This is a genomic window from Streptomyces sp. NPDC046122, assembly GCF_056429965.1.
This window is the reverse complement of sequence record NZ_JBWKLQ010000001.1, coordinates 236,044-248,964: the sequence shown is the minus strand read 5'-3', so window position 1 is coordinate 248,964 and position 12,921 is coordinate 236,044. Positions and strand designations below refer to the sequence as shown.

The window sequence follows — 12,921 nt, the reverse complement described above, 5'->3', positions numbered from 1 at the left end:
CATGACGGACACCCACATCATCAAGCTGACCGCCGCCGAGACCGCCGCGAAGATCGCTTCCGGCGAGCTCACGGCCGTCGAGGTGACCGAGGCCCACCTGGCCCGCATCGAGGCCGTCGACGAGAAGGTGCACGCCTTCCTGTACGTCGACCGCGAGGGCGCGCTGGCCCAGGCCCGCGCCGTCGACGCGAAGAGGGCGAACGGCGGGAAGCTCGGCCCGCTGGCCGGCGTCCCGCTCGCGCTCAAGGACATCTTCACCACCGAGGGCGTCCCGACCACCGTCGGTTCGAAGATCCTCGAAGGCTGGATCCCGCCGTACGACGCCACGCTGACGAAGAAGCTGAAGGCGGCCGACGTCGTCATCCTCGGCAAGACCAACATGGACGAGTTCGCCATGGGGTCCTCCACCGAGAACAGCGCGTACGGCCCGACCGGCAACCCGTGGGACCTGACCAAGATCCCCGGCGGCTCCGGAGGCGGCTCCTCCGCCGCCCTCGCCTCGTTCGAGGCGCCGCTCGCCATCGGCACGGACACCGGCGGCTCCATCCGCCAGCCCGCCGCCGTCACCGGCACGGTCGGCGTCAAGCCGACGTACGGCGGCGTGTCCCGCTACGGCATGGTCGCCTTCTCGTCCTCCCTCGACCAGGGCGGCCCCTGTGCCCGCACGGTCCTGGACGCGGCGCTCCTCCACGAGGTCATCGCCGGGCACGACCCGCTCGACTCGACCTCCATCGACGCCCCGGTCCCGCCGGTCGTCGAGGCCGCCCGCAACGGCTCCGTCGCCGGCATGCGCGTCGGTGTGGTCAAGCAGTTCCGCGGCGAGGGCTACCAGGCCGGCGTCCTCCAGCGCTTCGACGAGTCCGTCGAGCTGATGCGCGGACTGGGCGCCGAGATCGTCGAGCTGGACTGCCCGTCCTTCGACCTGGGGCTGTCCGCGTACTACCTCATCGCCCCGTCCGAGGCGTCCTCCAACCTGGCCCGCTTCGACGCCATGCGCTACGGCCTGCGGGTCGGCGACGACGGCACGAAGTCCGCCGAGGAGGTCACCGCCCTCACCCGCGAGGCCGGCTTCGGCGACGAGGTCAAGCGCCGCATCATCCTCGGCACGTACGCGCTGAGCTCCGGCTACTACGACGCGTACTACGGATCCGCCCAGAAGGTCCGTACGCTCATCACGCAGGACTTCGAGAAGGCGTTCGAGAAGGTCGACGTGATCGTCTCGCCGACCACGCCCACCACCGCCTTCCCGATCGGCGAGCGCGCCGACGACCCGATGGCGATGTACCTCGCCGACCTGTGCACGATCCCGACCAACCTGGCCGGCAACGCCGCCATGTCGCTGCCCTGCGGCCTGGCTCCCGAGGACGGCATGCCGGTCGGTCTCCAGATCATCGCCCCCGCCATGAAGGACGACCGTCTTTACAAGGTCGGCGCCGCAGTAGAGGCAGCCTTCGTGGAAAAGTGGGGCCACCCGCTGCTTGAGGAGGCACCGTCGCTGTGAGCCCCATGCCCATCAAGGCCAAGGGATTCAAGAATTCCAAGGCCGGCACGTACCTGTCGATCGGCTCCACCGCCTTCGGCGCGATCAGCGTCGTCAAGCAGGCCCGTATGGCCCGCAAGGACAATGACACGCTGCGTCTCGTCGACGCCGCTGTCTCCGCCGCCGCCATCGTCACGGGCCTCGCTCTGCTGTACCGCGAGCTGAAGAAGCTCGGCGACGACGACGTCCTGCTGGGCTGAGAGGGAAAGTTTCACCGTGACCGTCACTGAACTGGTGTCGTACGAGGACGCACTCGCGTCCTACGACCCCGTCATGGGCCTCGAGGTCCATGTCGAGCTCGGCACAAAGACGAAGATGTTCTGCGGCTGCTCCACGGAGCTCAAGCAGGACGCCAACAGCCAGACCTGCCCCACCTGCCTGGGTCTGCCCGGCTCGCTCCCGGTCGTCAACGCGATCGGCGTCGAGTCGGCGGTCAAGATCGGCCTCGCGCTCAACTGCGAGATCGCCGAGTGGTGCCGCTTCGCCCGGAAGAACTACTTCTATCCGGACATGCCGAAGAACTTCCAGACCTCGCAGTACGACGAGCCGATCGCCTTCAACGGCTATCTGGACGTCCAGCTGGAGGACGGGGAGATCTTCCGCGTGCAGATCGAGCGCGCCCACATGGAGGAGGACACCGGCAAGTCGCTGCACGTCGGCGGCGCCACCGGCCGTATCCACGGCGCGTCCCACTCCCTGCTGGACTACAACCGCGCCGGCATCCCGCTCATCGAGATCGTCACCAAGCCGATCGAGGGCGCGGGCGAGCGGGCCCCCGAGGTCGCGAAGGCGTACGTCGCCGAGTTGCGCGAGCTCATCAAGGCGCTCGGCGTCTCCGAGGCGCGCATGGAGCAGGGCCAGATGCGCTGCGACGTGAACCTCTCGCTGCGGCCGCACGGCCGTGAGGAGTTCGGCACGCGCTCCGAGACGAAGAACGTCAACTCGTTGCGCTCGGTCGAGCGCGCCGCCCGCTTCGAGATCCAGCGGCACGCCGCGGTGCTCTCGTCCGGCGGCACGATCGTGCAGGAGACCCGGCACTTCCACGAGGAGGACGGCTCCACCACGGCCGGCCGCATCAAGGACAACGCCGAGGACTACCGGTACTTCCCGGAGCCCGACCTGGTGCCCGTGGCCCCCGCGCGCGAGTGGGTCGAGGAGCTCCGCAAGGGGCTGCCCGAGCTGCCGCGGGTACGCCGCAACCGCCTCCGCGAGGAATGGGGCGTCAGCGAGCACGACATGCAGTCGATCCTGAACGCCGGCGCGATCGACCCGATCGTCGCCACGATCGAGGCCGGCGCGGACGCGGCCTCGGCCCGCAAGTGGTGGATGGGCGAGCTGGCGCGCAACGCCAACGAGTCCGGCCGCGACCTCGCGTCGCTGCCGATCACGCCCGAGCAGGTCGCGCGCGTCACCGCCTTGGTGAAGGAGGGCTCGCTCAACGACAAGCTGGCCCGCCAGGTCATCGAGGGCGTCCTCGCGGGCGAGGGCGGCCCGGACGACGTCGTCGAGAAGCGCGGCCTGAAGGTCGTCTCCGACGAGGGCGCGCTGGGCACGGCCGTGGACGAGGCGATCGCCGCCAACGCGGGGATCGCGGACAAGATCCGCAGCGGCAAGGTCGCCGCGGCCGGCGCGCTGGTCGGCGCGGTCATGAAGGCCACGCGCGGTCAGGCCGACGCGGCGCGGGTGCGCGAGCTGATCCTGGAGAAGCTGGGCGTGACCGAGGGCTGACGCCCCTACGCCCGTCTGCGTACGAGGGGCGGCGCACCGGAGACCTCCGGAGCGCCGCCCTTCGGCGTGTGCGCGGGCCGGGTCCCGGTGTGGCCGGAAACCGCTTGGACTCCCGGTGCCTTGTCTTGGACGTTCACGCCGGAGTCGTCGCCGGGTCTTCTCGTCGCCACCCGGTCTCACTACCGTCCCAGGCGTACCACTCAATGGATCACAGGCGAACCATTGGCTGTCGACTGGGAGGTCGAGCGTGTCACCGGACATTTCGCGCAGAAGGATGCTCGCGCTGGGTGGGGGCGCCCTCGGGGCCGCCGGGGCCGGATCGCTGCTGCCGCCCTCGCTCCGGGCGGCGACGGCCGCCGAACCGCCCTCCGGCGGGCTCAGGGCGGTCAGGCACGTCGTCGTCCTCATGCAGGAGAACCGTTCCTTCGACCACTACTTCGGCACGCTGCGCGGCGTGCGCGGATTCGGTGACCGCAACGCCGTGGAGCTGCCGTCCGGCAGGCCGGTCTTCGAGCAGCCCGGCCCCCTGGGCGACGTCGTGCCGTTCCCGGTCCGGGACGCGGCCGAGGCGCAGAAGAAGGACCTGCAGTACATCGGCGACCTCGACCACTCGTGGGACGGCGGCGCCAAGGCGTGGAACCAGGGCTGGATGGACGGCTGGGTGCCGGCCAAGACCGCCGCCACCATGGCCTACTACGACCGCCGCGACCTCCCGCTGCACTACGAGCTCGCCGACACCTTCACCATCTGCGACGCCTACCACTCGTCGATCCACACGTCGACCAGCCCGAACCGCAACCACCTGTGGAGCGGCTGGACCGGCCACGAGGCCGACGGAAGCCGCGCCGTCACCAACGCGGCATACGCCGAGGGCACGCATCCCGGCTACCCGTGGCCCACGTACGCCGAGCGGCTGGAGAGGGCGGGCCGCTCCTGGAAGACGTACCAGGAGTGGGAGAACTTCACCGACAACAACATCGAGTTCTTCACGGTCTTCAAGCAGATCGCCCGCAAGGCGCTCGCGAAGGTCCCCGGCGGGTTCACCTATCTGGAGGCTTTTTACGCCAAGGTCCGGGAGACGGCCGGCACCGCCGAGCGCGAGCGGCTGCTCGCCGCGCTGGAGGACGGCGTGGCCACGCTGACGAAGAACGAGCGCTCCCTCTTCGAGCGGGGCCTGCGGCGGGAGGAGACCGGCAGCCTCGCCGACCGGTTCCGGGCGGACGTCGCGGCGGGCACGCTGCCCGAGGTGTCGTACCTGGTGCCCTCGGCGGTCGACTCGGAGCACCCCGGGGCCTCGTCGCCGGTCGCCAGCGCCTCGCTCGTCTACCGGGTGCTCGACGCGCTCGGCTCCCACCCCGAGGTCTGGCGGCACACCGTCGTACTGATCAACTACGACGAGAACGACGGCTTCTTCGACCACGTGCCGCCGCCGGTTCCGCCCGAGGGCAACACCGACGAGCGGTACCAGGGACGGCCGACCGGCCTCGGCGTCCGGGTCCCGATGCTGGTGGTCTCCCCGTGGACGGTCGGCGGGTACGTCTGCTCCGAGGTCTTCGACCACACCTCGGTGATCCGTTTCCTCGAGCGGTGGACGGGCGTCCAGGAACCCAACATCACCCTCTGGCGGCGCACGGTCACCGGCGATCTGACCTCCGCGTTCGACTTCCGGCGCGGCCGCCGGCAGCCGCCGGTGGAGCGGCCGGGCGCGATCCCGCCGTTCACGGGGCGCTGGCGGCCGGTCCCGCCGCTGGAGCAGCACATGCCCGTGCAGGAGGAGGGGACGCGTCCCGCGCGCCCGCTCCCGTACCAGCCGGACGCCCACGGCGCGGTCGACGGCGGCGTCTTCCGGGTGGAGCTCAGCAACAGGGGGCGCGCGAGCGCGCACTTCGCGCTCTACCCCTACGCCGGTGAGTTCGCCATTCCGCAGCACCGGGATGTAAGGGGCTCGGCGCAATGGGCCGTACCCCTTACGCGTGACGCCTACCGCTTCACGATCACCGGGCCGAACGGCTTCCGCCGGGAGTTCGCGGGTACGCGGACGGGCGCCGCCGAGGTCTCCTCGTACCTCGACGTGCGCGACCGCGACCTGCACCTCACCCTCGTCAACCGGGGCGGCGAGCCGCTGACCTTCACCGTGCGGACGCTCGCGTACGCCGACGAGGCCGATCTCCACGACGGGCGGCACCGCCGGGTGACGGTGAAGCCGGGCCGCAGCCGCACCGTGGTGCACTCCGCCGCGGACGCCCACGGGTGGTACGACCTGGCGATCACCGTTACGGGTGACGACGCCTTCCACAGGCGCCTCATGGGGCACATAGAGAACGGGCGCGCGAGCGTCTCAGGCTGACACACCGGGTGGTACGCGGGAGCCCGGGAGCTGTGCCCCCGGCTCCCGCGACTCCTGTGACGATGCGCACGAAAGGGACAAAGGATCACGTTTAGCTGCCAAAGTGGCTGAGCGTAGGTCCTGAGTTCTTTGCGGGTTTGTTCCCGGTAAAGATCCACGAACCACCCAGGGAGCAAGTCCGTTGGCAGCAATCGCCCGGTGGTGCGTCAAGCACCGTTTCGCCTCAGTCCTGCTCTGGCTTCTCGCGCTCGGCGTGGTGGCCGGAGCCGCCGGAGTCGCCGGTTCCGCGTACTCCAACGACTACGAGGTGCCCGGCACGGAGTCGGGGCGCGCCACCGCCCTCCTCGACGCCGCGTTCGACGGACGGGGAGGCGACGGCGACACCGTCGTCTGGCACACCGCGGGCCGCACCACCGTCCAGGCCGCCGGGGTCGAGCAGTCGATGACGCGGACCCTGGACGCCGTCCGGGACCTCCCGGGCGTCGACTCCGTCGTCAGCCCGTACGAGCGCGAGGGCGCCGGGCAGATCAGCAGGGACGGGCACACCGCCTACGCCACCGTCACCTTCGGCGCGCAGTCCGACGACGTCCTCCAGAAGCAGGCCGAGGCGCTCGTCACGACCGCCAAGAGCGCCGAGACCGCCCAGCTCCAGGTGGAGCTCGGCGGCAGCGCCGTCGCCCTCACCGAAGCCCCCACCTCGCACCTCAGCGAACTCGTCGGAGTCGTGGTCGCGGCCGTCGTCCTCTTCGTCGCCTTCGGCTCGCTGGCGGCCAGCCTGCTGCCGATCGCGACCGCCCTGGTCAGCGTCGGCACGGCGTACGCGGGCACCGTACTGCTCGGCCACGTCATGACCGTCGCCGACTTCGCGCCGATGCTCGGCATGCTGGTCGGGCTCGGCGTCGGCATCGACTACGCCCTGTTCATCGTCACCCGGCACCGCAAGGGCCTGCGCAGCGGCCTGTCCGTCGCCGACTCGGCGGCCAACGCCGTCGCCACCACCGGCCGCGCGGTCGTCTTCGCCGGCGCGACGGTGTGCATCGCCCTGCTGGGCATGCTGATACTGCGCCTGTCCTTCCTCAATGGCGTGGCGATCGCCGCGTCGCTGACCGTCGTCCTCACCGTCGCGGCGTCCGTGACCCTGCTGCCCGCCCTGCTCTCCCTCATCGGCATGCGGGCGCTCAGCCGCCGCGAACGCAGGCAGCTCGCCGTGCACGGCCCGAAGCCGGGACTGCCGACCGGGTTCGCCGCCCGCTGGTCGGCCTTCGTCGAGCGCCACCCCAAGCTGCTCGGCGCTGTCGCCGCCGTCGTCATGCTGGTCCTCGCGCTGCCCATGCTCGGCCTGCACCTGGGCACGTCCGACCAGGGCAACAACCCGGCGTCCACGACGACCCGCGCGGCGTACGACCTGATCGCCGACGGCTTCGGCCCCGGCAGCAACGGCCCGCTGACCCTGGTCGCCGAGGTTCACGGCGCCGACGACCGCGCCGCCATGGACGCCCTCGCCGGCACGGTGCGCGGTGCCGACGGAGTGGCCTCCGTCAGTCCGGTGGCGTACAGCGAGGACGGCGGCACGGCCGCGCTCACCGTCGTACCCGAGTCGTCGCCGCAGTCGCAGGAGACCAGTGACCTGGTCGACCTGCTGCGCGAGAGCGTCCTGCCGCAGGCCGAGCAGGGGACGTCGCTGGACGTGTACGTCGGCGGGATCACCGCGGGCTACGACGACTTCGCCGAGGTCATCGTCGACAAGCTGCCGCTCTTCGTCGGCGTCGTGATCGCACTCGGCTGCGTCCTGCTGCTGCTCGCGTTCCGCAGCGTCGGCATCCCGCTCAAGGCCGCGCTGATGAACGTGCTCGCCGTCGCCTCCTCCTTCGGCGTCGTCGTGGCCGTCTTCCAGTGGGGCTGGGGCAGTGAGCTGCTGGGGCTCGGGAGTGCGGGACCGATCGAGCCGTTCCTTCCGGTGATCATGGTCTCGGTGCTCTTCGGACTCTCGATGGACTACCAGGTCTTCCTGGTCAGCCGGATGTACGAGGAGTGGCTGGACACCGGGGACAACCGGCGGGCGGTGCGGGTCGGGCTGGCCGAGACCAGCCGGGTGATCAACTCCGCCGCGGTGATCATGATCTCGGTCTTCCTGGCGTTCGTCCTCAGCGGCGACCGGGTGATCGCGATGTTCGGCATCGGGCTCGCGGCCGCCGTCGCCCTGGACGCGTTCGTGCTCCGTACCCTCCTGGTCCCCGCGCTGATGCACATGCTCGGCGGCGCGAACTGGTGGCTGCCCCGCCGGCTCGACCGGTGGCTGCCGCGGATCAGCATCGAACCCGCCGAATGCCTGCCCGTGCATGACAAGATCGAAGCCCAGCGCACGGGCGAGTCGGAGGAGTCCCAACAGCTCGTGCCCTAACCGGCAAGGAGCGGGATGTTCGCGATACAGCTGGGCGGCGCCGACGAGAACGCGGAGCTGCGCCCCCTGGAGCCCTGGCAGGCCGAGGAGTATCTCGCCCACATCGACCGCGGGCGCGAGCACATCGACCGGTTCATCGGGCTCGCGGCGGCTGCCGAGGACCTCGACGCGGCGCGGGCGTTCCTGCAGTCGTACGCCGACAAGCAGGCGGCGGACGCCGGCCGGATCTACGGCATCTGGCTCGACGGCACACTGGTCGGCGGCGTCCTCTTCCGGCTCTTCGACACCGCGGCGGGCACCTGCGAGGTCGGCTGCTGGCTGGAGCAGTCCGCGGTGGGGCGCGGCCTGGTCACGCGCGCGGCGCGGGTGCTGATCGACTGGGCGGTGGACGTGCGGGGTGTGCACCGGGTGGAGTGGCTGGTCGCCGCCGGGAACACCGCCAGCATCAACGTGGCGAGGCGGCTGGGGATGACGCGCGAGGGCGTACGGCGCGAGGCCCACGTGTCCCACGGCGTACGGCACGACCAGGAGACCTGGTCGGTGCTGGCACGGGAGTGGCGCGAGAGGCGTTAAGGAAGCTCTCAGAAACCGCACCTAGCGTGCGGCGTATGACTGCAACAGCCCGTACGAAGTCCGACCCGAACGAGGGCGACGAGATCGCCGCGGAGAAGAACACGAGCACCGCCGACCGGGAGGCCGTCGCCGGCGGGCCCGGGGCCGCGGACGGTGTGGCCAGGGACGACGCCGTGGTGAAGCAGGGCGCGGGGAAGGACGACGCCGCGCTGGAGGACGGCGCCGAGGACGACGGGGACGACTCCGATGATCTCCTGGACGAGACCCCGCCCGCCCCGTCGTCCGGCGTCGGCGCGGGCGCGGCCGCCGTCGTCTCCACCGTGCTCGGCTTCGCCGCCCTGTCCGGGACCTGGACCAGCCGGGTCGCCGCCGAGCGCCAGACGCTCATCGGCCAGCTCGGGACCAAGCAGACCGACAGCCCCGCCGACCAGGTCGCCGCGCTGTACGGCAACGGCTGGCACATGACGGCCCTCGTCAACGGCGGCTTCGCGCTGCTCGCCCTTGCCGTCGCCGCCGTGGTGCTCGTCCGCCCGTCCTTCGGCACGCCCGGCGCGAGCACCCGTCCGGCCTGGGTCCGCTCCTTCGCCTGGGCCGGCTTCGCCCTCGGCGTCCTCGGCCTGCTCGTCTCCGCCGGGATGTACTTCGACCTCTTCGCGGCGATGCCCACGCCGCCCGGTGCGGGCACGGGGGCCGGAGCGGGCGGGTAAGGCAGCCGGACCAAGGGGCCTTAGGGACGTACGCAACCCTGCGCGTACGTCCCTAAGGCCCCTCGTGCCGTCAATATGCGGCACTCTCCCGATGCGCCGGGGGCCCCTGGGAAACGAGAGTGGGGACATCGCGGAAAGCGAGATCGACACCCTCTCACCCAGCCGGGAGAACACCATGTTCGAGCACGAGATCCAGCAGCAGTACGCGGCCGAGCTCAGGCGCGTCGCCGCCGCGGAACGCCTCGCACGCCAGGCCGCCAAGGCGCGCCGGGCCGGCCGCCGGGCCGCCCGCTCCTCCGGGCGCAACGCATCCGAGGGGCCGGTGAGTTCGCTGCGCAACCGCTTCGCGCGGGCCGCGTGACAGCGGCCCGACGGCGGAGCGAGGACCTGCGATGACGGTCGTGCCCCTGAGAGGTTCGCAGGTCGCCCCCGCGATGTCGGACCTCTGTGCGATGCTCGGCGATGTGGAAACCAGGTCTGTCAGCCCCGTGTTCGTCGGTCGCGCCGGCGAACTCGCCCAGCTCACCGATGCGCTCGCCCGCGCCACCGCGGGCGAGCCGCAGGCGTTGCTCGTGGGCGGTGAGGCGGGCGTGGGCAAAACCCGCCTCGTCGAGGAGTTCTTCACGGCGGCGTGCGAGGCGGGGGCCGTCGTCGTGGTGGGCGGCTGCGTCGAGATCGGCGCCGACGGACTGCCGTTCGCGCCGTTCTCCACCGCGCTGCGCGCCCTGCGGCGCAGGATGCCCGACGAGGTCGCCGCCGCAGCCGACGGGCAGGAGGGCGAACTGGCGCGTCTGCTGCCGGAGTTGGGCGAGACCACCCGCGATCAGCACCACGAGGACGGCATGACGCGTCTGTTCGAGCTGACCGTCCGCCTCCTGGAGCGCATCACCGCCGACCGTACCGTGGTGCTCGCCCTGGAGGACCTGCACTGGGCCGACACCTCCACCCGCCACCTGCTCGCGTACCTCTTCCGCACCCTGCGGCGCGGGCGTCTCGTCGTGATCGGCACCTACCGCGCGGACGACATCCACCGCCGCCACCCGCTGCGCCCCCTCCTCGCCGAACTCGACCGGCTGCGCACGGTCCGGCGCATCGAGCTGCCCCGCTTCAACCGCGCCGAAGTACACCGTCAGTTGGCCGGAATCCTCGCCGCCGAGCCGGACGCGGCGCTCGCCGAAGAGGTCTTCACCCGCTCCGACGGCAACGCCTTCTTCGTCGAGGAACTGGCGTCGTGCCTCGCGAGCGGCTGCGCCACGGGCCTGAGCGACTCCCTGCGCGACCTGCTGCTCGTCCGCGTCGAAACGCTGCCCGACGACGCCCAGAAGGTGGCCCGGATCGTCGCCGAGGGCGGCTCGACCGTCGAACACCGGCTGCTGCTCGCCGTCGCGCGGCTCCCCGAGGACGACCTGATCGAGGCCCTGCGCGCGGCCGTGGGCGCCAACCTGCTGCTCGCGACGCCTGACGGCGACGGATACCGCTTCCGGCACTCCCTCGTGCGCGAGGCGCTCAGCGACGACCTGCTCCCCGGCGAGCGCTCCCGGCTCAACCGGCGCTACGCGGAAGCGTTGGAGGCCGATCCCTCCCTGGTGCGGGCCGACGAGTACGCCACCCGCCTCGCCAGCCACTGGTACGCGGCGCACGACGCCGCCAAGGCGCTTCCCGCCGTGCTGAAGGCCTCCGTCGAGGCCCGCGGCCGCCATGCGTACGCCGACCAGCTGAGCCTTCTCGAACGCGCCATGGAACTGTGGGACGACGCCCCCGACGACGTCCGCGCGGTGCTGCGCCCCCTGGACTACGCCGAGGTCTACCCGCCCTGCGGCTGCGACCCGGCGACGACGCCGCTGCGCTACCTCGACCTGATGGCGGAGGCCACCGTCGCCGGCCGGTTCGGCGGCGAACGCGAACGGGCTCTGAAGATCGCCAAGAAGGCGCTGCGACTGCTGGACGGCGAGGGCGACGCCCTGCGCGAGGCCTGGTTCTGGGTGCAGCGCTGCAAGCTCATATCGAGCCTCGGCCGGGGTGACGGCTGGAGCGAGCTCGCCCGCGCGCGCGACCTCGTACGGGGCCTTCCGCCGTCCGCCGTCCATGCCGAGGTCCTCGCGTACGTCGCGGGCTGGGGCATGCTGCACGAGCCGGGCGCGGAGAGCCTGGTCTCCGCCGAACAGGCCGTGGAGTACGCCCGCATGGTCGGCGCCCGCGACACCGAACTGTCCGCGCTGACCACCCTGGGCGGCCTGACCGTCGACTCGGGAGACGTCGAGGGCGGCCTCGCCGTGCTGTACGCCGTCAAGGAGCAGGCCGTCGCCCAGCGCATGGCCAGCGTCGCCGGCCGCATCCACGTGAACCTCCCCTCGGCCCTGGAGTCCGTGGGGCGCTCCCGGGAGGCCGTGGAGATAGCCGAGGAGGGCGTCGCCTTCTCCCGGAAGTACGGCCTCGTCGACACCGAGGCCTGGGTGCGGGGGAACCTCGCGGAGTCACTCGTCTCCCTCGGGCGCTGGAGCGAGGCCGTGGAGCACGCCGTCGACATCGAACGGGCCTCGGCGCCCAGTCCCAAGCCGCGCGGGGCCGCCGCGTGGATACAGGCCGACGTGGCGCGCGCCCGAGGCGAACTGGCCGCCGCCGACGAGCGGCTCGCAGCCGCCCGCGCGTACTTCGGCAGCCACGACCCGATGCCCCAGCACGACCTGCCGCTGCACCGCATCGCGCTGACCCTGGCCGCCGCTCGGGGCCGCATCCTCGACGTCCGCGCCGGGTTCGCCCGGGCCGCCGAGGCCGGCTTCCCCCTCGGGACGCACCGCTACGCCTGGGCGCTGCTCGTCGAAGCCGCCGTCGCCGAGGCGGACGCACGGGGCCTCCCGGCCGCCGAGGAGGGCCGCGCCGCGGCCCTGGAGCTGATCCGGGCGGGGGCGAAGCGCCTGCCCACCCCGGTCCCGCTGTGGCATGCGTACGAACGCTGGGTGAGGGCCGAGCTGCGACGGGCCGAGGGCGTGGTGAGCCCGGACGACTGGGCGGGCGTGGTCACGCGGTTCGAGACGCTGGAGCGCCCGTACGACCTGGCCCGCGCCCGCCTGCGCTGGGCGGAGTCACTGCTGGCCGCTTCCGCCCCCGGCGGCGCCGACGCGACCGACGCGCCGGCGGCCGGTTCGGTGAGGCCGCGCGAGCCGAACGCCGACGAGCGCGAACGGGCCGCCGAGCTGCTGCGGCTGGTCCGCGCGGCGGCGGAGCACCTGGGCGCCCGGCCCCTCGGCGAGAGCGTCGTCCTGCTGGCCCAGCGCGCCCGCCTGTCGCTGACCCCGGCGCCCGAGGTCCCGGTGCTCACGGCCGGCCCGGCCGCGTCCCTGGGCCTGACCCCGCGCGAACAGGACGTCCTGCGCCTGGTCGCGGCCGGTCTCAGCAACCGGCAGATCGCCCAGGAGCTCTACATCTCACCCAAGACGGCGAGCGTCCACGTCTCGAACATCCTGGGCAAGCTCGGCGTGTCCGGCCGGGGCGAAGCCGCCGCCGTGGCACACCGCCTGCGTCTGTTCACCGACCTCCAGGACGAGCCCCTGGCCACGGCCTGACACCGCCGGGCGCCCGCGGCGCCCGCCCGGTCCGGGCCCGCCGGTCCTCGCGCCTCCCGGTG

At 72.1% G+C, this 12,921-nt stretch carries 9 protein-coding genes; all 9 read left to right on the top strand.

Annotation, left to right across the window (positions count from 1 at the left end; translation table 11 throughout):
* Position 1: 1 nt before the first annotated feature.
* The gene (gene gatA, locus AC07FK_RS01060; protein WP_479101417.1) at positions 2–1,501 is read left to right on the top strand and encodes an Asp-tRNA(Asn)/Glu-tRNA(Gln) amidotransferase subunit GatA; all 1,500 of its coding nucleotides are present in this window, start codon (positions 2–4) and stop codon (positions 1,499–1,501) included.
* 5 nt (positions 1,502–1,506) lie between these two features.
* Positions 1,507–1,740, top strand: coding sequence for a hypothetical protein (locus AC07FK_RS01055; RefSeq protein WP_069926802.1), 234 nt, complete (start codon positions 1,507–1,509; stop codon positions 1,738–1,740).
* A gap of 16 nt (positions 1,741–1,756) precedes the next feature.
* Positions 1,757–3,268 (top strand): Asp-tRNA(Asn)/Glu-tRNA(Gln) amidotransferase subunit GatB, encoded by a 1,512-nt coding sequence (gene gatB / locus AC07FK_RS01050; protein ID WP_479101415.1) that lies wholly within the window; start codon positions 1,757–1,759, stop codon positions 3,266–3,268.
* Between the two features lie 247 nt (positions 3,269–3,515).
* On the top strand, positions 3,516–5,615 hold the full coding sequence (locus AC07FK_RS01045) for a phosphocholine-specific phospholipase C (RefSeq protein ID WP_479101414.1): 2,100 nt from the start codon (positions 3,516–3,518) through the stop codon (positions 5,613–5,615).
* A 181-nt stretch (positions 5,616–5,796) separates the two neighbouring features.
* Positions 5,797–8,016, top strand: coding sequence for an MMPL family transporter (locus AC07FK_RS01040; RefSeq protein ID WP_479101412.1), 2,220 nt, complete (start codon positions 5,797–5,799; stop codon positions 8,014–8,016).
* Between the two features lie 15 nt (positions 8,017–8,031).
* Entirely contained in the window at positions 8,032–8,589 is a 558-nt protein-coding gene (locus tag AC07FK_RS01035) for a GNAT family N-acetyltransferase (protein ID WP_479101411.1), read from the top strand.
* A 35-nt stretch (positions 8,590–8,624) separates the two neighbouring features.
* On the top strand, positions 8,625–9,296 hold the full coding sequence (locus AC07FK_RS01030; protein ID WP_479101409.1) for a hypothetical protein: 672 nt from the start codon (positions 8,625–8,627) through the stop codon (positions 9,294–9,296).
* Positions 9,297–9,471: 175 nt separating this feature from the next.
* A complete protein-coding gene (locus AC07FK_RS01025; protein WP_479101407.1) occupies positions 9,472–9,657 on the top strand; it encodes a hypothetical protein in 186 nt (61 codons plus the stop codon).
* Positions 9,658–9,688: 31 nt separating this feature from the next.
* A complete protein-coding gene (locus AC07FK_RS01020) occupies positions 9,689–12,859 on the top strand; it encodes a helix-turn-helix transcriptional regulator (RefSeq protein WP_479101405.1) in 3,171 nt (1,056 codons plus the stop codon).
* Positions 12,860–12,921 lie beyond the last annotated feature (62 nt).

Bases quoted from the DNA above. Each gene is read 5' to 3' on its own strand.
- gatA (WP_479101417.1), top strand. From the start codon at position 2: ATGACGGACACCCACATCATCAAGCTGACCGCCGCCGAGACCGCCGCG.
- AC07FK_RS01055 (WP_069926802.1), top strand. From the start codon at position 1,507: ATGCCCATCAAGGCCAAGGGATTCAAGAATTCCAAGGCCGGCACGTAC.
- AC07FK_RS01035 (WP_479101411.1), top strand. From the start codon at position 8,032: ATGTTCGCGATACAGCTGGGCGGCGCCGACGAGAACGCGGAGCTGCGC.
- AC07FK_RS01030 (WP_479101409.1), top strand. From the start codon at position 8,625: ATGACTGCAACAGCCCGTACGAAGTCCGACCCGAACGAGGGCGACGAG.
- AC07FK_RS01025 (WP_479101407.1), top strand. From the start codon at position 9,472: ATGTTCGAGCACGAGATCCAGCAGCAGTACGCGGCCGAGCTCAGGCGC.
- AC07FK_RS01020 (WP_479101405.1), top strand. From the start codon at position 9,689: ATGACGGTCGTGCCCCTGAGAGGTTCGCAGGTCGCCCCCGCGATGTCG.